The organism is Nocardioides sp., assembly GCF_030019515.1.
Taxonomy (GTDB): domain Bacteria; phylum Actinomycetota; class Actinomycetes; order Propionibacteriales; family Nocardioidaceae; genus Nocardioides.
This window is the reverse complement of sequence record NZ_JASEEQ010000010.1, coordinates 69,205-96,195: the sequence shown is the minus strand read 5'-3', so window position 1 is coordinate 96,195 and position 26,991 is coordinate 69,205. Positions and strand designations below refer to the sequence as shown.

Here is a 26,991-nt window from a genome sequence, read left to right as displayed (position 1 = left end):
CATGGTCGTCGTCGAGTATGTCAACCGGACCGCGGCCCGTCGAAACGGGCCGCGGCGGCGGGGTCACTCGCTGGCGGCCGCGAAGGTGTTCTGTGCCGGCTGGCCGTCCGCGCCCAGCGGTCCGCGGTCCTGGCCGTCCACCGTGACGTGCAGGGCACCGTCGGAGGACTGGACCCGCACCGGCGGGGAGGCCTTGACCGTCTTCGACCGGCCGTAGGCGAGGTCGCCGCTGAAGACGACTTCCCCCGCGCCGTCCCGGACCACGACGTGGGCGCCGCCGGAGGAGGCCTCCAGCAGCACGGGCACCGCGGGGCCGAGCCTGCCGACCGACGACGGCGACCCGTTGAGCACCGGCTTGTGGCCGAGCTCGACGGGGCTGTCCAGGGCCAGCCGGGCGATCGACCAGGCCAGCACGATCGCCATCACCGCGGCGACCAGGACCGACCAGTTCGGCCCACCGCGAGTGCTGCGGATCGGGCCGTCGACGCCGGTCGCGAGCTCGGCCTGGAAGACCCGCCGCGCGTCGATCGGCGCGTCGGCGTAGCGCTCGTCGTACGCCGCCAGCAGCGGCGCGGCGTCGACGCCGAGCACCCGGGCCAGGGTACGCAGGTGGCCGCGCGCGTAGAAGTCGCCCCCGCAGGGCGCGAAGTCGTCGACCTCGATCGACTCGATGACGTGCGGCCGGATCCGGGTGCGCTCGGCGAGCTGGTCGACGGTGAGGGCCAGGCGGGTGCGGGCCGCGGCCAGCTCCGGCCCGACGACCGGGTCGGCGGCCGGGGTGACCGCGCCCTGCTCCAGCACGAGGTCGTCGATCGTGACGCCCTCGAGGCCGTCGGCCCGGTCGGTCCGACGCAGCTCACCGGCCTCGGGCAGACCGGCGTGGGTCCTGGTGACGTCGTCGGCCGGGTCGAGGGCGAACGCGGCGGCGCCGTCGAAGCGCACCTCGGACCGGACCGCGGCCACCGGGGCGCGCAGCGGGCTCGGCGTGGCACTCGCCACGAACGGCATCGCCACCGTCGGCTCGGGGGCCAGGGGCTGGGGCTGGGGCCCCGTCGGCTCGGACTGGGTCGGCTCGGTCTGGTCCTCGGCGCCGCGCGGGGTGAGCCGCAGCCGGGTCGCCAGGAAGCCGATGGCGCGGGCGACCGCCGGGCGCGGGTCGTGCAGCCGCGGGTGGACCGGCTCGTCCTCGGGCTCGTCCTCGGCCTCGAGCTCAGTCTCTGCCTCGGGCGCGGGCTCGTCCCAGTCCCGGACATCCTCGGGGTCGTCCCCGTCCGGGGCCTCCCCGACCACGTCGACGACCTCGACCACCTGGTCGGGGTCGTCGGCCAGGCGCTCGAGCGCGGCCGTGAGGCCACCGTCGGCGCCGACCACGCGGGTCGAGAGCGACAGCGGGACGGTGAGTACGGCGGCGTCGCCGTCGCGGGGCACCAGGACGACGCGGCCGTCGCGCAGCAGCCCGCGGCGCGGCTCGTGCTCGAGGTGCTCGATGTCCTGCCAGGGCAGCCCGTGCCAGGTGCGCCCGCGGCGCAGCCGGACGCCCTGCTGGTCGGCGACCAGCAGCGGTACCCGGGAGTCGGCCAGCGTCTGCAGGTGCGCGACGGCGATGGCGCCCGTGACGAGCGCAAGCGCCCAGTCGAGCCAGCTGCCGCCGCCGATGGCGCGCGAGAGGTAGGCGATCGCGACGATCGCCGCGACCCCGCCGACCGGCCCGGCCAGCCGGGCGTCGACCCGGATCTCGACCGGGTCCGCGGCGACGGACTGGACGGGCTCCTGCAGATCCGTGCTGAGGTTGCTCACATCTCCCCCTGGAGGGTCGCGATCACGGCATCGATCTCGTCGGGCTTGACCAGCACGTCGCGGGCCTTCGAGCCCTCGCTCGGCCCGACCACGCCCCGGCTCTCGAGGATGTCCATCAGGCGTCCGGCCTTGGCGAAGCCGACCCGGAGCTTGCGCTGCAGCATCGAGGTCGACCCGAACTGGGTCGAGACCACCAGCTCGACGGCCTGGACGACCAGGTCGAGGTCGTCGCCGATGTCGTCGTCCAGGTCCCGCTTGGCGGCGGCCGGCGCGGTGACGTCCTCGCGGTACGACGGCTCGAGCTGGGTCTTGCAGTGCTTGACGACCTGGTGGATCTCCGCCTCGGTGACCCAGGACCCCTGGATGCGCGCGGGCTTCGAGGCGCCCATCGGCAGGAACAGGCCGTCACCCTGGCCGACCAGCTTCTCCGCGCCGGTCTGGTCGAGGATGACCCGGCTGTCCGCCAGGCTGGAGGTGGCGAACGCCAGCCGCGAGGGCACGTTCGCCTTGATCAGGCCGGTGACCACGTCGACCGAGGGCCGCTGGGTCGCCAGCACCAGGTGGATGCCGGCGGCGCGAGCCAGCTGAGTGATGCGGACGACCGCGTCCTCCACGTCGCGGGGCGCGACCATCATCAGGTCGGCGAGCTCGTCGACGACCACCAGGAGGTACGGGTACGGCGCGAGGACGCGCTCACTGCCCGCCGGGAGGTGGACCTTCCCGGCGCGCACGGCCTTGTTGAAGTCGTCGATGTGGCGGAACCCGAAGTTCGCCAGGTCGTCGTACCGCAGGTCCATCTCGCGCACCACCCAGCTGAGGGCCTCCGCGGCCTTCTTCGGGCTGGTGATGATCGGCGTGATCAGGTGCGGGACGCCCTCGTAGGCGTTCAGCTCGACCCGCTTGGGGTCGACCAGGATCATCCGGACCTCGTCGGGCGTCGAGCGCATCAGGACCGAGCAGATCATCGAGTTGATGAAGCTCGACTTGCCGGAGCCGGTGGCGCCGGCGACCAGGAGGTGCGGCATCTTCGCGAGGTTCGCGACCACGAAGCCGCCCTCGACGTCCTTGCCGAGCCCGGCCACCATCGGGTGGTGGTCGGAGCGGGCGGTGTTCGACCGCAGCACGTCGCCGAGGGAGACGATCTCCTTGTCGCTGTTGGGGATCTCGATGCCGATCGCGGACTTGCCGGGGATCGGGCTGAGGATCCGCACGTCGGCCGAGGCCACGGCGTACGCGATGTTCTTCGACAGCGCGGTGACCTTCTCGACCTTCACGGCGGGGCCGAGCTCGACCTCGTAGCGGGTGACCGTCGGGCCCCGGGTGTAGCTCGTGACCTGGGCGTCGATCCCGAACTCTTCCATCACCTGGGTGAGCCGGTCGACGACCTGGTCGCTGGCCCGCGACCGCGGCTTGTGCGGCGAGCCCGGCTTGAGCACGTCGTTGGGCGGCAGCACGTAGGCGACGTCGCCGGACAGCTCGAGCTGCTCGACCCGGCCCGGGAGCGGCGCGTGCGGGGGCGGCTCGAGCTCGGCGTGCTGCTCGTCCTGCGGCTCCGGCACGGCCGGGGTGACCTCGGTCGGCGCGAACAGGTCGATGCCGGCGTCGGTGTCGTCGAGCCCCTTCTTGCGACGCTTCTTGATCTCGCGGTCGCTGAGCACCGGGGTGTCGTACGCCGGGTCGCCCATGTCGGGGTCGATCTCGCCGGTCTCGTGGAGCCGGTGGCGACGGCCGCGGACCGCGGGCATCGCCTGGGTCGCGTCCGGGTCGGTCTCCGGAGTGGTGCGACCCAGCAGGCGGTCCCGGTTCGCGGCGAGCTTGGTCGGCACCTGGAAGAGCGGGGTCGCCGTGATGACCAGCGTCCCGAAGAAGGCGAGCAGCGCCAGCAGCGGCACCACGACGAACGCCGAGCGGAGCAGGTCGAGCAGCAGGCTGGCCACGACGTACCCGACCGCGCCGCCGGCGGTGCGCAGGTCGGTGGCGTCGCCGAGCACCGGCTGCGGGTTGCCACCGGCGATCTGGACGATGCCGAGCAGGCCGAGGGAGAACGCGGACCAGCCGACCACCTGGCGGCCCACGGGGCCGTTGTGCTCGGGGTCGCGCATCGTGCGCCACCCGACGTAGAGCAGCGCGAGCGGGACCAGGAAGCCGACCTTGCCGACCGAGCCCTCGACCACCGTGCGCGCGCCGTCCATCACGGAGCCGGGCAGCTGCCACCAGACCGCGGCGGCGACGACGACCGCGACTCCGAAGAGCGCCAGCCCCGCGCCGTCGCGCCGGTGCGCGGGCTCGAGCTCGCGGGCCGTGTGGCCGATGCCGCGGGCGATCGCGCCCAGGGCGTGCGCGATCCCGAGCCAGACCGCCGAGATCCCCTGCCAGACCAGCCCGAAGGTGCGCGCGACCGGACCCGGACCGTTGCGGACCGCGCGCGGCGCGGGCCGTCGGGTCGCCGGGCGCCGGGTGCGAGCCTTGCTGCCGGTCGACGATCCTCGGGTCGACTTCTTCGGGGCAGGCTTGCGCTTCGGGCTGGTACTCCGGGATCGGGTGCTCGAGCTCCCTGACGTGGTGCGTGTCGTGGACGTGCTCTTGCTCCGCGACCCCGGCGGGGAAGACGTACGGGTCGCCATGGTCACCACACTACGCAGTGGTCACTCCCGTCACAGGGATCACAGCGGTGCGTGTCTTGTGGTGGCTCGCCCACCCCGGGGACGCTGGGTCCGGACATCCGCATCATTCGCCAGGTGTTCGAGTGCCCGCCTCACCGCGCTCGGCTTGCGGGTGCGGGCAGGTGGGTCGCCCACCCCGGGGACGCTGGGTCCGGACATCCGCATCATTCGCCAGGTGGTCGAGTGCCCGCCTCACGCGGGTGCGGGCAGGTGGGTCGCCCACCCCCGGGACGCTGGGTCCGGTCCCGGCCCGCGCGCCCGGGGCGGTTTCCCCGGCCAGCCCGGGGAAGTTGCCACCTATCGGGGGAAGTTTCGGCCGATAAGTTCCGGTATCCCCGGCCGGCCGGGGAAACCGACCCAACGCTCACTGAGCACCTGGCGTCGCGAGGTGCGGGGTCGCTCAGGCCTCGATGACGACCGGGATGATCATCGGGCGGCGGCGGTGGGTGGCGCTGACCCAGCGGCCCACGACGCGGCGCACGGTCTGCTGGAGCTGGTAGGAGTCGGTGTTGCCCTCGGCGACCGCCCGGTCGAGCGCGTCGATGATCGGCTGCTTGATCGCGTCGAAGGTCGAGTCGTCCTCCGCGAACCCACGGGCATGGATCTCCGGCCCGCCGGCCACCTTGCCGCTGACCGAGTCGACCACCACGATCACCGAGATGAAGCCCTCCTCGCCGAGGATCCGCCGGTCCTTGAGGTCGGACTCGGTGATGTCGCCGACCGAGGAGCCGTCGACGAAGACGTACCCGCAGTCCACCTTGCCCGCGATCGAGGCGACCCCGTCGACCAGGTCGACCACCACGCCGTCCTCGGCGATCACGACGTTCTCGACGCCGGTCTCACGCGCGAGCTCGCCGTTGGCCAACATGTGCCGGATCTCGCCGTGCACCGGCAGCACGTTGCGCGGCTTGACGATGTTGTAGCAGTAGAGCAGCTCGCCGGCGCTGGCGTGCCCCGACACGTGGACGAGCGCGTTGCCCTTGTGCACGACCCGGGCACCCCAGCGGGCCAGCCCGTTGATCACCCGGTAGACGGCGTTCTCGTTGCCGGGGATCAGGCTCGAGGCGAGCAGGACGGTGTCGCCCTCCTCGATGTGCACGAAGTTGTGGTTGCGCTGGGCGATCCGCGACAGCGCGCTCATCGGCTCGCCCTGGGAGCCGGTCGAGATCAGCACCTGGCGCTCGGGCGGCAGGTCGGCGAGGTCCTTGGCGTCGACCAGCACGCTCGGCGGGACCCGCAGGTAGCCCAGGTCCCGGGCGATGCCCATGTTGCGGACCATCGAGCGGCCGACGTACGCGGCCTGCCGCTCGTGGGCGTACGCCGCGTCCAGCACCTGCTGGACCCGGTGTACGTGGGAGGCGAAGCAGGCCACGATGATCCGTTGCTCGGAGTCGCGGAAGACCTGGTCGATCACGGGGGTGATGGTCTTCTCCGCCGGGGTGAAGCCCGGCGTCTCGGCGTTGGTGGAGTCGGTGAGGAAGAGGTCGACGCCCTCCTCCCCCAGCCGCGCGAACGCCCGCAGGTCGGTGATCCGCCCGTCCAGCGGCAGCTGGTCCATCTTGAAGTCGCCGGTGTGCAGCACCATCCCGGCGCCGGTGCGGATCGCGACCGCGAGCGCGTCGGGGATCGAGTGGTTGACGGCGACGAACTCCAGGTCGAAGGGGCCGAAGCGGACCCGGTCCCCCTCCCGGACGACGTGGTGCACGGTCTCCTTGAGCCGGTGCTCGCGCAGCTTGCTGCCGAGCAGCGCCAAGGTGAGCTGCGACCCGACGAGCGGGATGTCGCCGCGTTCGCGCAGGAGGTACGGCGTCGCGCCGATGTGGTCCTCGTGCCCGTGGGTCAGCACGAGCGCCTCGACGTCGTCGAGCCGGTCCCGGATCGAGGACCAGTCGGGGAGGATCAGGTCGACGCCGGGGTGGTGGTCCTCCGGGAACAGCACTCCGCAGTCGACGAGCAGCAGGCGCCCGTCGTACTCGAAGACCGTCATGTTCCGGCCGACCTCGCCCAGTCCGCCCAGCGGGATGACCCGCAGGCCCCCCGTCGGTAGTGCGGCCGGTGCGGAGAGCTCGGGATGGGGATGACTCATCTGGTTCCTTACAGGAGGCCGGAGGCGGCGAGCCCTGCTCGCAGCGCGGCCACCTCGTCGTCGTCCAACGGCACCAGCGGCGCCCGGACGTTGCGGTTGTCGAGGACGCCGAGCAGCTGGAGCGCTGCCTTGGCGGTGGTCGCTCCGTAGTTGGGGACGCCCATGACGGCGTCGATCGCGGGGAGCAGCCGCGTGAAGATCTCGAGCGCGCCGGCGTGGTCGCCGGCGTGGAACGTGTCGGCCATCGCCTTGAACTGCTCGCCCGCGGCGTGGCCGACGACGGAGACGAAGCCGGCGGCGCCGTGCGCGAGCCAGCCGAGGTTGTTGGCGTCGTCGCCGGAGTAGAGCGCGTAGCCCAGTTGCATGACCTTGACGCCGCGGGTGAAGTCGCCGACCGCGTCCTTGACCGCGACGACGTTCTCCAGCCGGATCGCCGCCTCGTAGGTTTCGAGCGCGATCTGGGTGCCGGTGCGGCCCGGGACGTCGTAGAGCATCACCGGCACGTCGCTCGCCTCGGCGACCGCCGTGAAGTGGTGCAGGACCCCGGCCTGCCCGGGCTTGTTGTAGTACGGCGTCACCAGCAGCAGCCCGTCGGCGCCCAGCTTGGCCGCCTGCTCGGCCAGCTCGACCGAGTGGGCGGTGGAGTTGGTGCCGACGCCGGCCACGACGACCGCCCGGTCGCCCACCGCGTCCTTGACGGCGGCCAGGATGGCGCCGTCCTCGGCGGTCGTGGTCGTCGGGGACTCGCCGGTGGTGCCGGAGACCACGACGCCGTCGTGGCCGTGGTCGACGAGGTGGGCTGCGATCCGAGCGGTGCCGTCGAGGTCCACCGACCCGTCGTCGTGGAAGGCGGTGGCCATCGCCGTGAGCACACGACCGAAGGGAGCGGCGGGCGCGGGGGTCATGTCCTACAGGCTATCGCTCCGCCGGCAGGGTCCTTCGGACCCGTCGCCGCGGGGCCTTGTTCCCTGTGCCGGCTCGGCGGCGCCCAGGCAGGGTGGGCGCCAGGAGGACAACATGTCTGTGCTCGTGGCATTCGCCAGCAGGTACGGCGCGACGCGCCAGATCGCCCAGCAGATCGGAGCCGTGCTCTCGGTCGCCGGACACGACGTCCGGGTCCGCCCGGCGGCCGCGGCCGGCGACGTCCGCGACCACGACGCGGTGGTGCTGGGCAGCTCGGTCTACCGCGGTCACTGGATGGAGCAGGCCACGGCGTTCGCGGAGCAGCACCGCGCCACTCTCGTCGACCGGCCGGTGTGGCTGTTCAGCAGCGGCATGCTCGCGGACAGCCCGCCGCCGACGGACGCACCGACCGACCTGGACCGGTACGCCGAGATGCTGGGCGCGCGGGACCGTGCGGCCTTCGGCGGGGCCCTCGTCGTACGACGCCTGGACCTGCTCGACCAGGTCCTGCGGCTGGCGCCGTCGCGTCGGCGGGTGCTGCGGTCGGGCGACCTCCGGGACTGGGTCGACATCGACCACTGGGCGCACCAGATCGCCGCCGAGCTCTCCGCCTCCACGCTGGCCTGAGCACGCCGGGCCGGGACGGCCGAGTCACACGTGCGGCATGACCTCCGCGGCCACCAGCCGCAGGTGGTCGAGGTCGGCCAGGTCCAGGACCTGCAGGTAGATCCGCTGCGCGCCGAGCTCGGCGTACCGCCCGATCTTGTCGACCACCTCGGCCGGTGTGCCGGCCAGCCCGTTGGCGCGCAGCTCCGCGGGCTCGCGACCGATGGCCGCGGCGCGATGGCCGACCTCCGCCTCGTCGGCGCCCACGCACAGCACCAGCGCGTTGGACCAGGTCATCGTCCCGGGGTCGCGGCCCTGCGCCGTGCACGCCTCGCGCACCCGCGCGAACTGCGCCGCCGTGGTCGCCTCGTCGACGAACGGCAGGTTGAACTCGTCGGCGTAGCGCGCCGCCAGCTCCGGCGTACGGCGCTTGCCGAGGCCGCCCACCAGCACCGGAGGGGCGGACTGCACCGGCTTGGGCAGCGCCGGGGAGTCCGCGAGCCGGTAGTGCACGCCCTCGAACTCGAACCGCTCCCCCGCCGGGGTCGCCCACAGCCCGGTGATGATGGCGAGCTGCTCCTCGAACCGGTCGAACCGCTCGGCGGTTCCGGGGAACGGGATGCCGTACGACGTGTGCTCGGCCTCGAACCAGCCGGCACCGATACCGAGCTCGACGCGCCCGCCGCTCATCTGGTCGACGTTCGCGACCGCGATCGCCAGCGGCCCGGGCAGGCGGAACGTCGCGCTGGTCATCATCGTCCCGAGCCGGATCGTCTCGGTCTCCCGGGCCAGGCCCGCCAGCGTCACCCAGGCGTCGCTCGGACCGGGCAGCCCCTCGGTGCCCATGCCGAGGTAGTGGTCGGACCGGAAGAACGCCCCGAAGCCGAGGCGCTCGGCCTCCTGGGCGACCCGGGCCAGGTCGTCGAAGGTGGCTCCCTGCTGGGGTTCGGTGAAGACGCGCAGCTCCATGGCCGCCAGCCTGTCAGGCCCGGACAAGCACCACGCGGTCGTACCCCTCGTGGTGCTCGCGGGCGGTCTCGCGCCACTCGCGGCGATCGAACTCCGGGTAGAGCGCGTCACCCGCCGGCTCCAGGTCGACCTCACTGAGCACCTGCTCGTCGGCGACCGGCAGCGCGGCGGCGTACACCTGACCGCCGCCGGCGATCATCACCTCGCCGTCGAGGGTGTCGGCCAGGGCCAGGGCGGCGGTGAGGTCGTGGGCGACGAGCACCCCTTCGGCCGACCAGTCCGGGGACCGGGTGAGCACGATCGTGGTGCGCCCGGGCAGCGGCCGGCCGATCGACTCGTAGGTCGCGCGGCCCATCACCAGGATGTGCCCCCAGGTCAGCCCCTTGAACAGCCGCTGCTCCCCCGGCAGCTGCCAGGGGATGTCGGGGCCGTCGCCGATCACGCGGTTGCGCGCCACGGCGGCGACGAGGACGACGCGCTTGCCGCCGGGGGTCATACGGCGATCGGCGCCTTGATCCCGGGATGCGGGTCGTAGCCCTCGACCGCGATGTGCTCGAGGTCGAACGCGTCGAGCTCGGTGACCGACGGGTCGAGCACCAGCCGGGGCAGCGGCCGCGGCTCGCGGGTGAGCTGGAGCCGGGCCTGGTCGAGGTGGTTGGAGTAGAGGTGGGTGTCACCGAGGGTGTGCACGAAGTCGCCGACCTCGAGGCCCGTCACCTGCGCGACCATGTGGGTGAGGAGGGCGTACGACGCGATGTTGAACGGGACGCCGAGGAAGACGTCCGCGGAGCGCTGGTAGAGCTGGCAGCTGAGCCTTCCGCCCGCGACGTAGAACTGGAACATCGTGTGGCACGGGGCGAGCGCCATGTCGGGGATGTCGGCGACGTTCCACGCCGACACGACGTGGCGCCGCGAGTCGGGGAAGTCGTGGATCTGCTGGACCACCTGGGCGATCTGGTCGACGTGTCGACCGTCGGGGGTCGGCCAGGAGCGCCACTGGTAGCCGTAGACCGGTCCGAGGTCGCCGTGCTCGTCGGCCCACTCGTCCCAGATCGTGATGCCGCGGTCCTGGAGCCACTTCACGTTCGTGTCCCCGCGCAGGAACCACAGCAGCTCCCCGAAGACCGAGCGGGTGTGGACCTTCTTGGTGGTGACCAGGGGGAAGCCTCCCCCGGTGTCGGGGTTCAGGTCGAACCGCATCTGGTGGCCGAAGACGCTCAGCGTCCCGGTGCCGGTGCGGTCGTCCTTGGGAACGCCCTCGTCGAGGACGCGCTGGAGGAGGTCGAGGTAGGCCCGCACGTCTCGAGCGTAGTGGTCAGAGGTCCACGGAGCCGGTGATCGTGGTCCGGGTGTCGCCGCCGACCCACACCGTCTGCCCCTCCTTCACCACGTGCACCCGCCCGGCGCGCAGCAGCGCCGAGCCCTGGGACGCGACGTACCTCGCGGGGAGCCGGTCGCCGGCCAGCCACTGGCCGATCCCGGCGTTCAGGGAGCCGGTCACCGGGTCCTCGGTGATGCCCAGGTCCGGGCAGAACGCGCGCACCTCGACGTCCGCCGGACCACCCGCCGGGTAGGCGCCCACGACGCCGATCTGGAGGTCGCCGAACGCCGCCCAGTCCGGGCGCAGCCCGAGCACCGTGTCGGCGTCAGCGAGCAGGACGCCGACCCAGCCGGGCCCGTTGTCGATCCAGGCGGCGTCGACGAGGTCGGCGCGGGTCAGTCGCAGGGCGACGGCGATCGCGTCCAGGTCGGCCTCGTCGACCGGGCCGGACCGGGTGAGCGGCGGCGCGGCGAACGCGAGGGTCGCGCCACGCCGGAGCTCGACCAGCCCGGCGCCGCACTCCTGGACGACCAGGTCGTCGGCGGCCGGGACCCCGCCGGCCTCGAGCCACGCGTGCGCGCTGCCCAGCGTCGGGTGCCCGGCGAACGGCAGCTCGCCACCCGGGGTCCAGATCCGCAGGCGGTAGTCGGCCCCGGCCTGGGTCGGCCGGAGCAGGAACGTCGTCTCGGAGAGGTTCGTCCACCGCGCGAACGCGGCCATCTGCTCGTCGGTCACCCCGTCGGCGTCGTGCACGACCGCGACCGGGTTGCCGAGCAGCGGCCCGGTGGAGAACACGTCGACCTGGCTGAAGCGCATCACCATGACCCGAGTCTGCCGGAGCCCGTCAGTGACCGAGCAGGGGCCGCTCGCCCGGGCGCGCCAGCGGGATCACGTCGTGGCACACGACCGGGGCCAGGTCGCAGGTGCGCAGTACGACCAGCGGCTCGGTGTTGCCGTCCACGGCGGGCGGGGCGCCGAGCTCGGAGCGGGGCGCCACCAGGTAGCTCACCGTGTGGTTGGGGCCGAACGTCGCGTCCAGCGCCAGCTCTCCCGCGGCCAGCCCGGAGCGCATCCGCTCGCCGGTGCGCGCGTCGTACAGCAGCGGCCGGAAGGGCGCCGAGCCGTCGCCGGCGCGGCTCAGCACGAAGTTGCCGCCGGGTGAGAGCAGGGCGCCGACCCCCGGGCGCAGGTTGGCGACGCTGAAGATCACCTGCACGATCTCGATCCCACGGGCGTCGGCGTACACCCGGCTGCCCGACTCCACGTCCAGCAGCCCCGTGCGGTCCAGGCGCACCGGCTCCTCCCCGGGGCTCCACTCGAAGTCCCCCTCGGGCGTCGCGAAGTAGACCCGGTCCTGGTCGACGGCCAGCACCGAGGCCGACCCGGGCAGGTCCAGCGTGGTGTCGCGGCCCGACGCCAGGTCGTGCACGACGAGACGCGGTACGTCGGCGGAGGGGTCGACCCACGCAGCCCAGTCGGTTTGGTCCGACACCGCGATCCGCGCGCCGGGCGTGGTCCGGCCGATCCCGGTGACTACCCCGTCGCCGGCGGCGAACCAGACCGCCCCGTCGGTGTCGGTGAAGGCGGCTCCGTCGTCGACCGCAGCCAGGTCGCCCACCGCTGGCATCCGGATCGTCACCGCGGCCAGGTGCAGCAGGCCGCCGGCGTACCACGGCACGTCGACCGGGTTGGGCTGGCGCACGACGACCCGTGGGGTGTCCGCGGGCGCCTCGGCGGACGGTCGGGACAGCCCCCAGCCGGCGCCCGCGACGACGACGGCGGCCGCGGCGACCGAGGCCACGATGGTCCGCCGGCGCCGGCGCCGCTGGGCGCGCGCCTCCGCGACGACGTCGTCGAGGGGCGGGGCGAGCACGTCGATCGACTCGCTGACGATCCGGAGGTCCTCGGCGGGCACGGGAGTCCGGATCGGCTGGGCCGGCCGCTCCAGGACGTCGGCGACCTGGGTCTCGGACAGGCCGGCCACGAGGTGCAGCACGACGGCCTCGCGGTCCCCCGGTGTGAGCTCGGCGAGCCGCGCCTCGAGCCGCCGGCGCAGCTCGGCAGGGTCGAGGACCTCGGGGGCCCGGGTCCCCGGCTCGGACGCAGGGTCCGACGCAGGGGCCGATGCGGGCTCGGGTCCGGGCACGGGCGCTGGCTCGACCGATGCCGTCGGCGGTCGCTTACGGCGGTGCCAGACGTCGAGGACCACGCGGTAGACGCACGCGTCGACGTCGTCGGTCTGGAGCACCTCGTCCCAGGCGGCGTAGCACCGGGCCAGGCCGGTCCGGGCGACGTCCTCCGCCTCGCCGGGCAGGCAGCCGATCAGCAGCAGCGAGCGCAGCAGGAACGGCCAGCGGGCCGCCAGGTAGGCGGCGAAGTCGGCGTCGTTCCGCATGAACGACATCCTTCTCCGACCGTCCTTCGCGGGCCAGACCTCGTCAAGCGTGCAGGGACATCGGCCCGTAGACGCGGCGCTCGTGCTCGAAGAGGGTGACCGCGTCGACGCCCTCGGCGGCCAGGTCCGGCCAGGTCTCCCCGACCCAGGACTCGGCGTCCGCCTGGCTCGCGAACCGCTCACCGGCGAGGTCCGGTCCGACGGCCACCTCGTCACCGGCGGCGTTCTCGAGCCGCCACCACCAGGGGCGCTCGGTCGGCGACGGCGGGCGGAAGGTGGCCGGCTGCTCGGGCAGGTTCATCTCACTCCTCCCGCACGGACGGGTCGAGGAACGGCGGCTTCACGAGCTGGAAGACCTCCCGACGGCCGCGGATGTCGACGCCCACCTCGGCCTCCGGGTCGACGAAGGACGGGATCAGCGCCAGGCCGACACCCTTGCGCAGGGTCGGCGAGAACGTCCCCGAGGTGACCTCGCCGAGCAGTACGTCGGGCGTGAGGCTCACGCTCATGTGCGGCCGCGGGATGCCGCGGCCGGTCGCGACCAGGCCACGGAGCACACGCTTCGGGCCGGCCGCCTTCTCGGCGGTGAGCACGTCGCGCCCCCAGAACGCGTCCTTGCGCCAGCCGACCGCCCAGCCCAGGCGCGCCTCGTTCGGGGTGACCGAGAGGGAGATGTCCTGGCCGTGGAGCGGGTAGCCCATCTCCGTGCGCAGCGTGTCGCGAGCACCCAACCCGCAGGGCAGGATCCCGAACTCCTCGCCCGCGGCGAGCAGCGCGTCCCAGAGCGGCTCGGCGACCGCGTTCGGGGCGATCAGCTCGTAGCCGCGCTCGCCGGTGTAGCCGGTGCGGCAGACGACGACGCTCTCGTCGTCGAACGTCTCCTCGACGAAGGACATGTAGTCGTGCCCGGTCGGCAGCCCGACCTTGGCCAGCACCTCGTCCGAGCGGGTGCCCTGCACGGCGAGCACCACGAAGTCGCGGTGCCGGTCGGTGACGCTCACGCGGTCCGGGGCGGCCCCCGCGAGACGGCGTACGACCTCGGCGGTGTTGGCGGCGTTCGGCACCAGCAGCACCCGGTCCTCGGCGTGCAGGTAGACGATCAGGTCGTCCACCACACCCCCGGTCGCGTCGTCGCAGCACAGCGTGTACTGCGCCTGGCCGGGACCGATCCGGTCGAGGTCGTTGGTCAGCGTGCGGTTGACGAACGCGGCGGCACCCGGGCCCTCCACCACGGCCTTGCCGAGATGGCTGACGTCGAAGATGCCGACCGACTCGCGCACCGCCGTGTGCTCCTTCACGACGCCGGAGGGGTACTCCAACGGCATCGACCAACCACCGAAGGCGGCGAACTTGGCCCCGAGGGCCTCGTGACGGGCGTGAAGCGGGGAGCGCAGCTCCTGATCGTGGCTGTCCACCATGGCCGCGAACCTACCTCAGCGACCCGGACTATCCTGCCCCGGTGACGTCGTACACCCTGCGCAGCGCCAGCCCCGCCAAGACCCGCAGCGATGCGTTGGTGGTGGGGGTCGTCCAAGGCGCCAAGGGCCCGGCCCTCGCCGACGGCGGCGAGGAGGTCGCGTCCGCCTACGGCCGCAAGCTGCGCCCGCTGCTCGCGACCCTCGGCGTGACGGGCAAGGCCGGCGAGGCCGTCAAGGTCCCCACCCACGGGATGGTCGCGTCGCCGCTGCTGGTGCTGGTCGGGCTCGGCGGCACCCCCGGCGCCGACGCCGTGCGACGGGGCGCGGGCGTCGCCGCCCGGGCGGTCACCAACGCCGCCTCCGTCGCGCTCGCGCTGCCCGCGGGCACCCCGGAGCAGGTCCGCGCGGTGACCGAGGGCTATGAGCTGGGCGGCTACACGTTCACGACGTACAAGAAGCGGAGCCCGGAGGCGAAGGACACCCCGGCGGACGTGGTCGTGCTCAGCGGGGCCGCCCGCAAGAAGGAGGTGGTCGCGGCCTTCGAGGAGGCCCGGATCGTCACCGCGGCCGTCGCAGCCACGCGCGACTGGGTGAACACCCCGCCGGGCGACCTGACCCCGCCCGCCTTCGCCGACACGGTCGCCGAGGCGACCCGGGTGCTGACCAAGGGCCGCGGCGCCCCGAAGGTCTCGATCCGGGTCCTCGACGAGAAGGAGCTCGCCGAGCTCGGCTGCGGCGGCATCCTCGGCGTGGGCGCCGGCTCCTCGGCGCCGCCCCGGCTGGTCGAGCTGAGCTACGCACCGAAGGGCGCCAAGCAGCACCTCGCGCTGGTCGGCAAGGGCATTACCTTCGACTCCGGGGGGCTGACCATCAAGCCCGCGCAGAGCATGAGCGAGATGAAGTCGGACATGGCCGGCGCCGCGGCGGTCGTGCAGGCGACCTTCGCGATCGCCCGGCTGGGCCTGCCGGTGCGGGTGTCGACGTACGCGCCGATGGCCGAGAACATGCTGTCCGGGTCGGCCACCCGGCCCGGCGACGTGCTCTCGATGTACGGCGGCACCACGGTCGAGGTGCTCAACACCGACGCCGAGGGCCGGCTGGTGCTCGCCGACGCACTGGTGCGCGCGACCGAGGCGAAGCCGGACGTCGTCATCGACGTGGCCACCCTGACCGGCCACATGGTGGTCGCCCTGGGCGACCGGGTCAGCGGCGTGCTCGGTTCGGCGGACGTCGTCGACGACGTGCTCGCGGCCGCCGCGGCAGCCGGCGAGGAGATGTGGCCGATGCCGATCCCCGAGTCGATGCGGGAGCGGATCACGTCCAGCAAGATCGCCGACCTGGCGCAGCACGACTGGATCCGCTGGGGCGGCGGGCTGTTCGCCGCGGCGTTCCTGCGCGAGTTCACCGCCGGGCTCCCCTGGGCGCACCTCGACATCGCCGGGCCGTCGTTCAACTCCGGCAGCGCCTGGGGTCACGTCACCGCCGGTGGCACCGGCGTCGCCGTCGCCACCCTGGTCGACTACGCCCGGGCACTGTCCAGCTGACGGCGGTCGAGGTGCGAGCGGAGCGAGCCTCGCGACCCCGGCAGGGTCAGAGCCCGCCCTCGAGCTTCTTGCGCCGGTTGTAGTCCCGCATCCGCTGCGGGATGCCGACGACCGCGGCGTCGTAGGAGGGGATCTGCTGGCGGTTGCAGAAGTCGTGCGCCCAGCCGACGGAGGGGACCCGGCGCCGGGTCCACTCACCGTCGTGGGCGACCAGCAGCAGGGTCACGTCGCTGACGGCCGTGCGTGGCTCGACGAAGCCCTCCACGCCGCGCCGCTCGGTCACCCACGAGTGCAGGTGCTCGAGGTCCACCGAGTCCGACGCCCGCACCCGGGTCGAGCCGGTCCGGAAGGCGTCCCGCGCCGGGCGCCGCATCTTCTGGCCCGAGCTGCGCCGGAACCGGTCCATCCATGACATGCGGACCAGTGTGCCAACAACCCGAGCGAACCCTCGGCGGATCGCCCGAAGGTGACCCACGAGTAGGCCGGAGGCCGGTGTGGACACGTTGTGCGGAAGTGCAAGGATGGGCGGGTGGCCGACGCCGACTTCGACGTACTCATCCTCGGTGCGGGCTCCGGCGGTTACGCCTGTGCCCTGCGCTCAGCACAGCTGGGCCTATCCGTGGGGCTGGTGGAGAAGGCCAACCTGGGCGGCACCTGCCTGCACATCGGCTGCATCCCGACCAAGGCGCTGCTGCACGCCGCCGAGGTCGCCGACCAGGCCCGTGAGGCGGAGACCTTCGGGGTGCGCGCCACCCTCGAGGGCATCGACATGGCGGGCGTGAACGCCTACAAGGACGGCGTCGTGTCCCGGCTGTTCAAGGGCCTCACCGGCCTGATCAAGGGCCGCGGCATCACGGTCATCGAGGGTGCGGGCCGGCTCACCGGCCCCCGGACGGTGACCGTCGGCGACACGCCGTACACCGGCAGGCACGTGGTGCTCGCCTCCGGCTCCTACGCGCGCACCCTGCCCGGGCTCGAGATCGACGGCGAGCGGGTGATCACCTCCGACCACGCCCTGCGTCTGGACCGGGTACCCGCCTCGGTGGTGGTGCTCGGCGGTGGCGTCATCGGCTGCGAGTTCGCCAGCGTGTGGCGCAGCTTCGGTGCCGACGTGACGATCGTCGAGGCGCTGCCACGGCTGGTGGCCGTCGAGGACGAGGCGTCCTCCAAGGCCCTCGAGCGCGCGTTCCGCAAGCGTGGCATCGGGTTCCGCACCGGCACCTCGTTCCAGAGCGTCAAGCACACCGACACCGGGGTCGCGGTCACGGTCGAGGGTGGCGACGTGATCGAGGCCGACCTGCTGCTGGTCGCGGTCGGTCGCGGACCGGTCACCGAGGGCCTCGGCTACGACGAGCAGGGCGTGACCATGGACCGCGGGTTCGTGCTGGCCGACGAGCGGTGCCGCACGAACCTGGAGGGCGTGTACGCCGTCGGCGACATCGTCCCCGGCCTGCAGCTGGCCCACCGCGGCTTCCAGCAGGGCATCCTCGTCGCCGAGGACATCGCGGGCCTCGACCCCAGCCCGATCGACGAGTCCGGCATCCCCCGGGTCACCTACTCGCACCCCGAGGTCGCCTCCGTCGGACTCGACGAGGCACGTGCGACGGAGACCTACGGCGCCGACGGCATCGAGACGCTCACCTACGACCTCGGCGGCAACGGCAAGAGCCAGATCCTCAAGACGCAGGGCTTCGTGAAGCTGATCCGGCGCAAGGACGGCCCCGTGATCGGCGTCCACATGGTCGGTGACCGGGTCGGCGAGCTCATCGGCGAAGCGCAGATCATCTACAACTGGGAGGGGTACCCGGACGACGTGGCACCCCTCGTGCACGCCCACCCGACGCAGAACGAGGCCCTCGGCGAGGCGCACCTGGCTCTGGCGGGCAAACCCCTGCACGCCCACTCCTGAACCGTTCACAGCACCGGAAGCGAAGGAAGTCCATTGGCCACCGAAGTCAACCTGCCGGCACTCGGCGAGTCCGTCACCGAAGGCACCGTCACCCGCTGGCTCAAGCAGGTCGGTGACGCGGTGGCCGTCGACGAGCCGCTGCTGGAGGTCTCCACGGACAAGGTCGACACCGAGATCCCCTCGCCCATCGCCGGCACCCTGCTCGAGATCCGGGCCAACGAGGACGACACCGTCGAGGTCGGCGCCGTCCTGGCGGTGATCGGTGATGCCGGAGAGTCCTCCGGCGATGCCGGCGATGCCGGCGGCGCGCAGGCCGAGCCGCAGGCCGAGGCACAGCCCGAGCCGCAGGCCGAGCCCGAGCCCGAGCCGGAGCCGGAGCCCGTGGAGCAGGAGGCGCAGGAGCCGGCCGCCGCCGAGCAGCCCGCCCCGGCCGCCGAGGAGGCCGAGAAGCCCGCCGCCGAGACCAAGCCGACCGGTGGCTCGGGCACGGCCGTGACCCTCCCCGCGCTCGGCGAGTCGGTCACCGAGGGCACCGTCACCCGCTGGCTGAAGTCGGTCGGCGACGAGGTCGCCATGGACGAGCCGCTGCTCGAGGTCTCCACCGACAAGGTCGACACCGAGATCCCCTCGCCGATCGCCGGCACCCTGCTCGAGATCAAGGTCGCCGAGGACGAGACCGTCGAGGTCGGCGCCGAGCTCGCCGTGATCGGATCCGGCCAGCCCGCGCCGGCCCAGCCGGCCGCGGAGCCCGAGCCCGAGCCGGCCCCCGCACCGGAGCCCGAGCCGGAGCCGGAGCCCACCCCCGCACCGGAGCCCGCCCGTCAGGAGCAGGCGGCACCGCCGGCTCCCGCTGCTCCGGCCGCGCCGGCACCCGCCGCCCAGCCCGCTGCCCAGCCCGCGGCCCAGTCGGCCCCGAGCGGTGACGGCCCGGGGTACGTCACGCCGCTGGTGCGCAAGATGGCCGCCCAGCACGGTGTGGACCTGGCGAGCGTCACCGGCACCGGTGTGGGGGGGAGGATCCGCAAGCAGGACGTGCTCGACGCCGCCAAGGCCCAGGAGCAGGCCCAGCAGCAGGCCCAGCAACCCGCAGCGCCGGCCGCTGCTCCAGCGGCACCGGCCGCGCCGTCGGCTCCGGCCGCCTCCGGTGCGCCGTCGCCGCTGCGCGGCACGACCGTGAAGATGTCGCGGCTGCGCAAGATCATCGCCTCGCGGATGGTCGACTCGCTGCAGACCTCCGCCCAGCTGACCCAGGTGGTCGAGGTCGACGTCACCAACATCGCCCGGCTCCGGGACGAGGTGAAGGCGGACTTCGTGACCCGGGAGGGCGTCAAGCTGTCGTACCTGCCGTTCTTCGCGAAGGCCGCGATCGACGCCCTCAAGCACCACCCGGCGCTGAACGCGACCATCGACACCGAGGCCGGCGAGGTCACCTACTACGACCGCGAGAACCTCGCGATCGCAGTGGACACCGAGAAGGGCCTGATCACCCCGGTCATCAAGGATGCGGGCGACCTGTCGATCGCGGGCCTGGCGAAGAAGATCGCCGACGTGGCGCAGCGCACCCGGACCAACAAGATCGGACCGGACGAGCTCTCGGGCGGCACGTTCACGATCACCAACCTCGGCAGCGTCGGCGCCCTGTGGGACACCCCGATCGTGAACAAGCCGCAGGTCGCGATCCTGGGACCGGGCGCGGTCGTGAAGCGGCCGGTGGTCATCGACGACCCGAACCTCGGCGAGACGATCGCGGTGCGCTACATGGTCTACCTGGCGCTCACCTACGACCACCAGCTGGTCGACGGCGCCGACGCCGGCCGCTTCCTCACCGACGTGAAGCAGCGCCTGGAGTCGGGCCAGTTCGAGGTCTGAGCACAGCAGAGCGCGACGATGGAGCGCACGGTGCGGTGCGAAGAGGTCGAGGGATCGGGGCAGTCCCGAGCGCAGCGAGGGACTGCCCACCGATCGTCTCGAATCCGAATTGGTGTCAGGTGACATGGTGAACCCATGACCCTGACCGTCCTCATCGCCGGCGCCTCCGGCTTCCTGGGCACCCACCTGGGCCGGGAGCTGACCGACCGCGGGCACGACCTGGTCGCGCTGGTGCGCCGGCCGGCGACCTCGCCGAGCGAGTCGACCTGGGACCCGTACGCCGGCGTGTACGACCGCGGCGTGGTCGAGCGGGCCGACGTGGTGGTGAACCTCGCGGGCGCGCCGACGATCGGCAACCCGCACTCGGGCCGCTGGGCCCGCGAGCTGCGCGAGAGCCGGGTGACCACGACCCGGGTGCTGGCGACGGCCATCGCCGGGAGCGAGCGGAAACCGGCGTTCGTCGCCGGCAACGCGATCGCCTGGTACGGCGACCACGGCGAGCAGGTCGTCACCGAGGAGTCGCCGAGCGTCGGCGACAGCCTGCTCACCCAGGTCAGCCGCGAGTGGCAGGACGCCGCCGAGCCGGCCGCCGCGGCCGGCGCGCGGCTCTGCGTGCTGCGCACGGCCCCGGTGATGGACCGGCGCGGGGCGCCGCTCAAGCAGCTGCGGCTGCTCACCCGGCTCGGCCTCGGCGCCCGGCTCGGTGACGGGCGGCAGCGGATGGCGATGATCTCGCTGCGCGACTGGGTCGGCGGCGTCGCCCACCTGATCGAGCACGAGGCCGCCGCCGGCCCGTTCAACCTGTGCTGCCCGCAGACACCGACGAACGCGGAGTTCACCCAGGCGCTCGCGCGGGCCACCCACCGCAAGGCGGTCCTGGTCGCGCCGCGGTTCGCGATCCGGGCCGCGGCCGGGCGGCTGGCCCCGGAGGCGCTGGGCTCGATCAACCTGCGACCGGCCGCGCTCGAGGAGGCGGGCTACCGGTTCCGGGACCGCACCGTGGACGACGTGCTCCGCGCGGGCCTGACCTGAGCCATCCGCCACTCCCCCGCGACCCGCACCAGCACGAGGCGCCGGGTCGAGGCCCCGTCGCGCGGCAGCGGCCGGCGTACGCCGTCCCCGACCGCGACCCCGGCCGCGAGCCGGTCGGTCACGCGCAGGACCAGCCGCCCCTGCGTCCGGGCTCGCACCGCCACCGACAGCACCTGCATGCGCATCGCCTCGACCCGCAGGCCCCGCTCGTGCCAGGCCCGCAGCATCGCGACGTCGGCCGCCCCGGCGGTGCTGCCGCGGGCGTAGAGCCGGCGCAGGTCCGCCAGGTCGTCCGCCGCCCAGGCCGCCGCGCGCCGCTGGTCCCACTCGTGCAGCACGGCGACCGGCGTCGGCGTCGCCGGGTCCGCGGGAGCGCCCAGGCCGAGCAGCGCCGCCAGCAGGAAGGGCAGGAGCGTCATCACCCTCTCCTACCCAGACGGGCGGCCCGGCCGAGCGGTCGTCCACAAGTCGGTTGCTGAGCCGACCCGGGCCCGGGTCCCGGCGCCGCAGTAGGCTCGAGCGCGTGAAGCTCCAAGATGTCGGGTTGGTCGACTACGTCGCCGCGTGGGACCTGCAGCGCGAGGTGCACGAGCAGGTCGCCGACGGCAGGCAGCCGGACACGGTGCTGCTGCTCGAGCACCCGCCGGTGTTCACGGCAGGCAAGCGCACCGAGCCGCACGAGCGGCCCGCCGACCCGGGCGGCGCGCCGGTGATCGACGTCGACCGCGGGGGCAAGATCACCTTCCACGGACCCGGCCAGCTGGTCGGCTACCCGATCGTCACCCTCCCCGACCACGTGCTGGTCGTCGACTACGTGCGCCGGGTGGAGGAGGCGCTGATCCAGGTGTGCGCCGACCTGGGCGTCACGACCGCGCGGGTGCCCGGCCGCAGCGGCGTCTGGCTGCGCGCCGACGATCGCGGCCCCGAGCGCAAGATCGCCGCGATCGGCATCCGGGTCAGCCGCGGCGTGACCATGCACGGGTTCGCCCTCAACTGCGATGTCGACCTGGCGTGGTACGACCGGTTCGTGCCCTGCGGCATCACCGACGCCGGAGTGGCCTCGCTGACCCGCGAGCTCGGCCGCGACGTGACCGTGGCCGAGGCGACGCCGTACGTCGAGCGCCGGCTGCGCGAGTACCTCGCCTGGGCGCCGTACGACCCGACTCCCGACTACGAGCCCCGCCCCGACCCGGCCAAGCAGCCGCGCATCGAGCTGCTCACTCCCTGACGCTCCCTCGCGCTCCCTCACCTCCCTCACGCCCCCTCACACTCCCTCACGCGGAGGGCCTCCACCCGCGGCGTACAGTTGGCCGACGTGACGCAAGCTCCCCCCGCCCCCCACGCAGAGGGCCGCAAGCTGCTCCGGCTCGAGGCGCGCAACTCCGAGACCCCGATCGAGCGCAAGCCCGAGTGGATCAAGACCCGCGCGAAGATGGGTCCGGAGTACAAGCACCTCCAGAGCCTGGTGAAGTCCGAGGGACTGCACACCGTGTGCCAGGAGGCCGGCTGCCCCAACATCTTCGAGTGCTGGGAGGACCGCGAGGCGACCTTCCTCATCGGCGGTGAGCAGTGCACCCGGCGCTGCGACTTCTGCCAGATCGACACCGGGAGGCCGAAGCCGCTGGACCGCGACGAGCCGCGTCGCGTCGCGGAGTCGGTGCGCACGATGGGCCTGAGGTACGCCACGATCACCGGCGTCACCCGGGACGACCTGATCGACGAGGGCGCCTGGCTGTACTCCGAGACCGTCCGCCAGATCCACGAGCTCAACCCGGGCATCGGCGTGGAGAACCTGATCCCCGACTTCAGCGGCAAGCCGGACCTGCTCGCCCAGGTCTTCGAGTCGCGCCCCGAGGTGCTCGCCCACAACCTCGAGACCGTGCCGCGGATCTTCAAGCGGATCCGGCCCGCGTTCCGCTACGACCGCTCGCTCGACGTGCTGACCCAGGCCCGCGACTTCGGCCTGGTCACCAAGTCCAACCTGATCCTCGGCCTCGGCGAGACCCGCGAGGAGGTCTCCCAGGCGCTGCGCGACCTGCACGCCGCGGGCTGCGAGCTGATGACGATCACCCAGTACCTCCGGCCCTCACCGCGGCACCACCCGGTCGAGCGCTGGGTCCGGCCCGAGGAGTTCGTGGAGCTCAAGGAGGAGGCCGACGAGATCGGGTTCTCCGGCGTGATGTCGGGGCCCCTCGTCCGTTCGTCGTACCGCGCCGGTCGGCTGTACCGTCAGGCTATGGAGGCCCGCGAGGGCATCACCGCCTGACCCCGACCGAACGACTCAGTGAGGCAGCACCAGAACATGGCGAAGGACCCCAAGCCCGTCGACCCGGACAAGATGAGCCGGCGAGCACAGTTCGTCGAGACCTACCGGATGGCGAAGCGGTCCGACCCCCGCCTCGGCCTGTGGATCCTCGGCTCGCTGCTGGTCGGCGGCGTGATCGGCTTCGTGGTCTTCTGGATCCTCCCCGGCGAGGGCGTCCTCGGCATCGTCCTCGCGGTGATCGGCGCGCTGCTGGTCGGCACGCTGCTGGCGATGATCGTCTTCGGACGACGCGCCCAGCGCGCGGCGTACTCCCAGATGGAGGGCCAGCCGGGCGCCGCGGCCGCCGCGCTGCGGATGCTGAAGCGGGGCTGGCGGACCGACCCGGTGGTGGCGTTCAACAAGCAGCAGGACGTCGTGCACCGGGTGGTCGGACCGCCGGGCATCGTGCTGGTGGGCGAAGGCAACCCCAACCGGCTGCGCCAGCTGATGACGGCCGAGCGCCGCAAGCACGAGCGGGTCGCCTCCGAGGTCCCGATCCACGAGGTCGTCTGCGGCAACGACGCAGGTCAGGTCCCGCTGCCCAAGCTGGTCCGGCACGTCCAGAAGCTCGGCAAGGCCGTGAAGCCCGCCGAGATGACCGACATCCTGAACCGGCTCAAGGCACTGGACGCCAACCGGTCGAACGTCCCGCTGCCCAAGGGCCCGGTGCCGACCAGCATGAAGGGCATGCGCGGCCAGATGCGCGGCCGGTAGGGGTCAGGCCTGCGGGTCGGTCCCCGGGTGGCCGAACATCGGCGGCATCTCGGTGACCTGGTCGGCCGGCGGCGCCTCGACGGATACGTCGGCCCCGAAGTCGGACATGGTCATCTCGACCGACCCGAGGTCGCCCATGGTCGAGGTCAGCCGCGTCACGCGGCCCTGGCCGTCGAGCCACAGCTCGTAGTCCAGGGAGTCCGGCACGGCCGGGGCGCCGGCCCCGCCCATCCGGTCGCCCATCGACCCCAGCCCGCCGAGGGCGTCGAGCACGGCCTGCGGGTCGACGCTCGCGCGGTAGTGGGCCAGGTCGCCGTCGGGCCCGACGTAGGTGACCTTCTCGAGTCCCTTCGCCAGCAGGTCGACGGCCGAGCGGGGGTCGAGCTGCGATCCGAGCGCCCCCAGCGGGCTGTCCGGGTCGTCGAGGTCGAGCTTCCAGAACCGGTCGTGGCTGAGCCGGCCGAGGTTGAGGTACAGGGCACCGTCGACGATGCGAGCCTCCATCCCGTCCGCGACGAAGCCGGAGGTGATCGTCATCCTCGCGACCGGCTGGTCGCCGCGGTAGTCCGCGTCGCCCTCCCCCGTCATGCTCCCCGCGGCGCCCATCTCGGACTTCATCGTGAGGTGGGCGGTGTCCATCCTCGCCACCCCCGCCGCGAGGAGGTCGGCGAACTCCCCGGTGTCGACGTCGTCGCCCGGCGCCAGGTCGGCGGCCGGCGCACCGGACGCGGAGGTCGCTGCCGGGTCCTCGGCGTTGGTGCCCGGGTCGTCGCCGCACGCGGCAAGCCCGCTCAGGAGCAGCGGGACGACAGCGAGCGCTGCGAGGGCACGGCGTACGGAGCTCAGGCTGGTCACGACGGGGCCCTTCCAAGAGTGGTCGATGCCTCCAGCATCTCCCAGCGGGCCCAAGGACCAAACCCGGCGGGCTCAGGCCTGGGGAGAACGCGCGGCCTGGAGGGGGACCGTGGCGGTGCCGGCCAGCACGTCGTGGAGGCCGCGGCGGTCCGGCCGGAACACCAGCGGCGGGATGACCAGCGCGACGGCGATCGCGCGACCGAACGACCGCAGCAGGTCGACGTGCCCGCCGCCGTCGACGCGCACCACCCGCAGCCGGGTGGCCATCTTGCCGAACGAGCCGCCGACGGTGGCGGTGAGCACCGCGGACTCGACCACGAAGACCAGCAGCGTGTAGAGGCCGCCGGGGCCTCCGGTGGTGCCGAACACCGGGACGAACAGGCTCACGACCAGGAGCGAGGCGAACCAGTCGACGACGAGCGCCAGCACCCGGCGCCCCCACGAGGCGGTCTCGAACGGGATCTCTTGGGGCGCGGCCTGGGGTGCGGTCACGACGGCCAGGGTAGGGCGGACCGCCGCCGGTCCAGTCACCGGCCACCTGTTACATGCCCGAAACAAACCGGATACGGTCGAGAAACTGGCCGTGCGTACGGTGCGACCACCGCCCGGAGCAGCGTCGCCCCGGTCCTTGCTCACTGACTTTCCGGCCGTCGCCCTGCGTGGCAGCCAAGGAGGACGAATGTTCCAGAACAGCGACGAGCTGCTCAAGTACATCAAGGACGAGGGCGTCGAGATGATCGACGTCCGCTTCTGCGACCTGCCCGGCGTCATGCAGCACTTCACGGTCCCGGTGTCGTCGTTCGACCAGTCGGTCTTCGACGACGGGCTGGGCTTCGACGGCTCGTCGATCCGTGGCTTCCAGGCGATCCACGAGTCCGACATGTCGCTGTTCCCGGACCCGACCACGGCGTACATCGACCCGTTCCGCACGGCGAAGACGTTGGTCGTCAACTTCTTCATCCACGACCCGCTCACCGGCGAGGCCTACTCCCGCGACCCGCGCAACATCGCGCGCAAGGCGATGGCCTACCTCGGCACCACCGGCATCGGCGACAAGGCGTACTTCGCGCCCGAGGCGGAGTTCTACGTCTTCGACAACGTGCGGTTCGAGACCAAGGCCAACGCCGGCTACTACGAGATCGACTCCGCGGCCGGCGCCTGGAACACCGGCGCGGCGTTCGAGAACGACAACCGCGGCTACAAGGTGAAGTACAAGGGCGGCTACTTCCCGGTCGCGCCGACCGACCACTTCGGCGAGCTCCGCGACGAGATGGTCATCGAGCTGGAGAAGTCCGGCCTCATCGTCGAGCGGGCCCACCACGAGGTCGGCACCGCCGGCCAGGCCGAGATCAACTACCGCTTCGACGAGCTGCTCAAGGCCGCCGACGACGTGATGAAGTTCAAGTACATCATCAAGAACGTCGCGTGGCGCAACGGCAAGACCGCGACCTTCATGCCGAAGCCGATCTTCGGCGACAACGGCTCGGGCATGCACGTGCACCAGTCGATCTGGGACGAGGGCACGCCCCTGTTCTTCGACGAGACCGGGTACGGCGGCCTCTCCGACACCGCCCGCTGGTACATCGGCGGCCTGCTCCGGCACGCCCCCTCGCTGCTGGCGTTCACCAACCCGACGGTCAACTCCTACCACCGGTTGGTGCCGGGCTTCGAGGCCCCGGTCTCGCTGGTGTACTCCCAGCGCAACCGCTCGGCCTGCGTCCGGATCCCGATCACCGGCTCGAACCCGAAGGCCAAGCGCATCGAGTTCCGCTGCCCCGACCCGTCGGCGAACCCCTACCTCGCCTTCTCGGCGCTGCTGCTCGCCGGCCTCGACGGCATCAAGAACAAGATCGAGCCCGCCGCCCCGATCGACAAGGACATCTACGAGCTCCCGCCGGACGAGATGGCCGACATCGAGCAGGTCCCTGCCTCGCTCGACGCGGTGCTCAACAACCTCGAGGCCGACCACGAGTTCCTCACCGCCGGCAACGTCTTCACCTCGGACCTGATCGAGACCTGGATCGACTACAAGCGCCAGAACGAGATCCTGCCGGTGCAGCAGCGCCCGCACCCGCACGAGTTCGAGCTCTACTACGACATCTGAGCCACGTCGTAACCCGGGAACGGCCCCTGACCTGCGGAAACGCAGGATCGGGGGCCGTTCTCGTTGGCTCGAAAGGGGCCAAATTCCGCAGGGATTCCGCAGGAGATTGGCCCGCCGCGCTGTTGGATCCGACAGCGCCCACCGCCGGAAGCCCGTCACATCGGCTCGCGAGAGCTCCGGGGGCAGGAGAATTTGCGGCTGGAATGCCGCGGTTTGGCGGTGCACGAGCTGCGGCACGAGCGGGTGGTTCTCGCCAGTCGCTCTGCAGCTGACTGTCTCGGCCGTGCAACGGCTCCGGCGGATGGTGCCTGTCGTCGTTACGGCGGACGGGTTTCCGAGTCGGCGTCGAAGTACGCCCGCGGCGTTTGCTTGGCCAGCCGAGCCGAGGACACGCGGTGTTAGGCCAGTCTTGCCGGAAAAGACCTCCCGCTGCCTAGGATCGCAGTCATGGCGGGAGGCGAGCGCAAAGCTGGGATCACCCGACCTCACCGTCGTTTCACA

23 protein-coding genes and 1 pseudogene are annotated in these 26,991 nt (G+C 72.6%); 9 read left to right on the top strand and 15 right to left on the bottom strand.

All coding sequences use genetic code 11. The features are described 5' to 3' along the window. Window positions 1–63: 63 nt before the first annotated feature. From QMC84_RS14950 to dapA, 4 genes are all read right to left on the bottom strand, one after another. Entirely contained in the window at window positions 64–1,797 is a 1,734-nt protein-coding gene (locus tag QMC84_RS14950; RefSeq protein WP_300375925.1) for a RodZ domain-containing protein, read from the bottom strand. Beyond that, complete coding sequence (locus tag QMC84_RS14945) at window positions 1,794–4,421, bottom strand: DNA translocase FtsK (RefSeq protein ID WP_300375923.1); 2,628 nt, start codon at window positions 4,419–4,421, stop codon at window positions 1,794–1,796. Before QMC84_RS14945 ends, QMC84_RS14950 begins: the two co-directional genes overlap by 4 nt. Before the next feature lie 439 nt (window positions 4,422–4,860). After that, entirely contained in the window at window positions 4,861–6,546 is a 1,686-nt protein-coding gene (locus QMC84_RS14940; RefSeq protein WP_300375921.1) for a ribonuclease J, read from the bottom strand. Window positions 6,547–6,554: 8 nt separating this feature from the next. Beyond that, a complete protein-coding gene (dapA, locus tag QMC84_RS14935) occupies window positions 6,555–7,451 on the bottom strand; it encodes a 4-hydroxy-tetrahydrodipicolinate synthase (RefSeq protein ID WP_300375919.1) in 897 nt (298 codons plus the stop codon). Between the two features lie 112 nt (window positions 7,452–7,563). Here dapA and QMC84_RS14930 point away from each other — a divergent pair, with 112 nt between their 5' ends. After that, window positions 7,564–8,076: a flavodoxin domain-containing protein gene (locus QMC84_RS14930; protein ID WP_300375917.1), complete on the top strand. Its 513-nt coding sequence runs from the start codon at window positions 7,564–7,566 to the stop codon at window positions 8,074–8,076. Between the two features lie 24 nt (window positions 8,077–8,100). Here the strand turns inward: QMC84_RS14930 and QMC84_RS14925 are convergent, their stop codons facing one another. From QMC84_RS14925 to gcvT, 7 genes are read right to left on the bottom strand one after another with little or no spacing between them, the layout of a single operon-like run. Then, window positions 8,101–9,024, bottom strand: coding sequence for an LLM class F420-dependent oxidoreductase (locus QMC84_RS14925; protein ID WP_300375914.1), 924 nt, complete (start codon window positions 9,022–9,024; stop codon window positions 8,101–8,103). Between the two features lie 13 nt (window positions 9,025–9,037). After that, window positions 9,038–9,520, bottom strand: coding sequence for a dihydrofolate reductase (locus QMC84_RS14920; RefSeq protein WP_300375912.1), 483 nt, complete (start codon window positions 9,518–9,520; stop codon window positions 9,038–9,040). Then, window positions 9,517–10,323: a thymidylate synthase gene (locus tag QMC84_RS14915; protein WP_300375910.1), complete on the bottom strand. Its 807-nt coding sequence runs from the start codon at window positions 10,321–10,323 to the stop codon at window positions 9,517–9,519. The genes QMC84_RS14920 and QMC84_RS14915 overlap by 4 nt, the downstream gene beginning before the upstream one ends. 16 nt (window positions 10,324–10,339) lie before the next feature. Further along, window positions 10,340–11,167: a PhzF family phenazine biosynthesis protein gene (locus QMC84_RS14910; protein ID WP_366145756.1), complete on the bottom strand. Its 828-nt coding sequence runs from the start codon at window positions 11,165–11,167 to the stop codon at window positions 10,340–10,342. 22 nt (window positions 11,168–11,189) lie between these two features. Then, window positions 11,190–12,740, bottom strand: coding sequence for a hypothetical protein (locus tag QMC84_RS14905; RefSeq protein ID WP_300375908.1), 1,551 nt, complete (start codon window positions 12,738–12,740; stop codon window positions 11,190–11,192). A 43-nt stretch (window positions 12,741–12,783) separates the two neighbouring features. Continuing rightward, window positions 12,784–13,041 (bottom strand): hypothetical protein, encoded by a 258-nt coding sequence (locus QMC84_RS14900; protein ID WP_300375906.1) that lies wholly within the window; start codon window positions 13,039–13,041, stop codon window positions 12,784–12,786. Between the two features lies 1 nt (window position 13,042). After that, window positions 13,043–14,158, bottom strand: a complete 1,116-nt coding sequence (gcvT, locus tag QMC84_RS14895; RefSeq protein ID WP_300375904.1) for a glycine cleavage system aminomethyltransferase GcvT — start codon at window positions 14,156–14,158, stop codon at window positions 13,043–13,045. Between the two features lie 41 nt (window positions 14,159–14,199). Between gcvT and QMC84_RS14890 the strand changes: the two genes are divergently transcribed. After that, complete coding sequence (locus tag QMC84_RS14890; RefSeq protein WP_300375902.1) at window positions 14,200–15,702, top strand: leucyl aminopeptidase; 1,503 nt, start codon at window positions 14,200–14,202, stop codon at window positions 15,700–15,702. A gap of 46 nt (window positions 15,703–15,748) precedes the next feature. On the opposite strand, the gene QMC84_RS14885 is transcribed toward QMC84_RS14890, so the two are convergent. Next, on the bottom strand, window positions 15,749–16,117 hold the full coding sequence (locus QMC84_RS14885) for a hypothetical protein (protein WP_300375900.1): 369 nt from the start codon (window positions 16,115–16,117) through the stop codon (window positions 15,749–15,751). 114 nt (window positions 16,118–16,231) lie between these two features. Between QMC84_RS14885 and lpdA the strand changes: the two genes are divergently transcribed. The 3 genes from lpdA (at window position 16,232) to QMC84_RS14870 (ending at window position 20,512) form a co-directional block, all read left to right on the top strand. Then, complete coding sequence (gene lpdA, locus QMC84_RS14880; RefSeq protein WP_300375897.1) at window positions 16,232–17,611, top strand: dihydrolipoyl dehydrogenase; 1,380 nt, start codon at window positions 16,232–16,234, stop codon at window positions 17,609–17,611. 33 nt (window positions 17,612–17,644) lie between these two features. Next, window positions 17,645–19,480 (top strand): 2-oxoglutarate dehydrogenase, E2 component, dihydrolipoamide succinyltransferase, encoded by a 1,836-nt coding sequence (gene sucB / locus QMC84_RS14875; protein WP_300375895.1) that lies wholly within the window; start codon window positions 17,645–17,647, stop codon window positions 19,478–19,480. Window positions 19,481–19,615: 135 nt separating this feature from the next. Next, window positions 19,616–20,512 carry a TIGR01777 family oxidoreductase gene (locus QMC84_RS14870; RefSeq protein WP_300375893.1) on the top strand — a complete coding sequence of 299 codons (897 nt, stop codon included), beginning with the start codon at window positions 19,616–19,618 and terminating at the stop codon, window positions 20,510–20,512. On the opposite strand, the gene QMC84_RS14865 is transcribed toward QMC84_RS14870, so the two are convergent. Then, on the bottom strand, window positions 20,458–20,931 hold the full coding sequence (locus QMC84_RS14865) for a hypothetical protein (protein WP_300375891.1): 474 nt from the start codon (window positions 20,929–20,931) through the stop codon (window positions 20,458–20,460). The genes QMC84_RS14870 and QMC84_RS14865 overlap by 55 nt on opposite strands. A 56-nt stretch (window positions 20,932–20,987) precedes the next feature. On the opposite strand from QMC84_RS14865, the gene lipB reads away from it, so the two are divergent. The 3 genes and pseudogenes from lipB to QMC84_RS14850 all read left to right on the top strand — a co-directional run bounded on the left by lipB (window position 20,988) and on the right by QMC84_RS14850 (window position 23,531). After that, the gene (gene lipB, locus QMC84_RS14860; RefSeq protein WP_300376109.1) at window positions 20,988–21,740 is read left to right on the top strand and encodes a lipoyl(octanoyl) transferase LipB; all 753 of its coding nucleotides are present in this window, start codon (window positions 20,988–20,990) and stop codon (window positions 21,738–21,740) included. Between the two features lie 60 nt (window positions 21,741–21,800). After that, window positions 21,801–22,778 (top strand): annotated as a pseudogene (gene lipA, locus QMC84_RS14855) (lipoyl synthase); the annotation flags it as partial. A gap of 36 nt (window positions 22,779–22,814) precedes the next feature. Next, window positions 22,815–23,531, top strand: a complete 717-nt coding sequence (locus tag QMC84_RS14850; protein ID WP_300375889.1) for a DUF4191 domain-containing protein — start codon at window positions 22,815–22,817, stop codon at window positions 23,529–23,531. A 3-nt stretch (window positions 23,532–23,534) separates the two neighbouring features. On the opposite strand, the gene QMC84_RS14845 is transcribed toward QMC84_RS14850, so the two are convergent. Together QMC84_RS14845 and QMC84_RS14840 are read right to left on the bottom strand one after the other, a co-directional pair. Further along, complete coding sequence (locus QMC84_RS14845; protein WP_300375887.1) at window positions 23,535–24,386, bottom strand: hypothetical protein; 852 nt, start codon at window positions 24,384–24,386, stop codon at window positions 23,535–23,537. A 72-nt stretch (window positions 24,387–24,458) separates the two neighbouring features. Next, window positions 24,459–24,878 carry an RDD family protein gene (locus QMC84_RS14840; protein WP_300375885.1) on the bottom strand — a complete coding sequence of 140 codons (420 nt, stop codon included), beginning with the start codon at window positions 24,876–24,878 and terminating at the stop codon, window positions 24,459–24,461. A gap of 187 nt (window positions 24,879–25,065) precedes the next feature. Between QMC84_RS14840 and glnA the strand changes: the two genes are divergently transcribed. Further along, a complete protein-coding gene (gene glnA / locus QMC84_RS14835) occupies window positions 25,066–26,490 on the top strand; it encodes a type I glutamate--ammonia ligase (RefSeq protein ID WP_300375883.1) in 1,425 nt (474 codons plus the stop codon). Window positions 26,491–26,991: the final 501 nt, after the last annotated feature.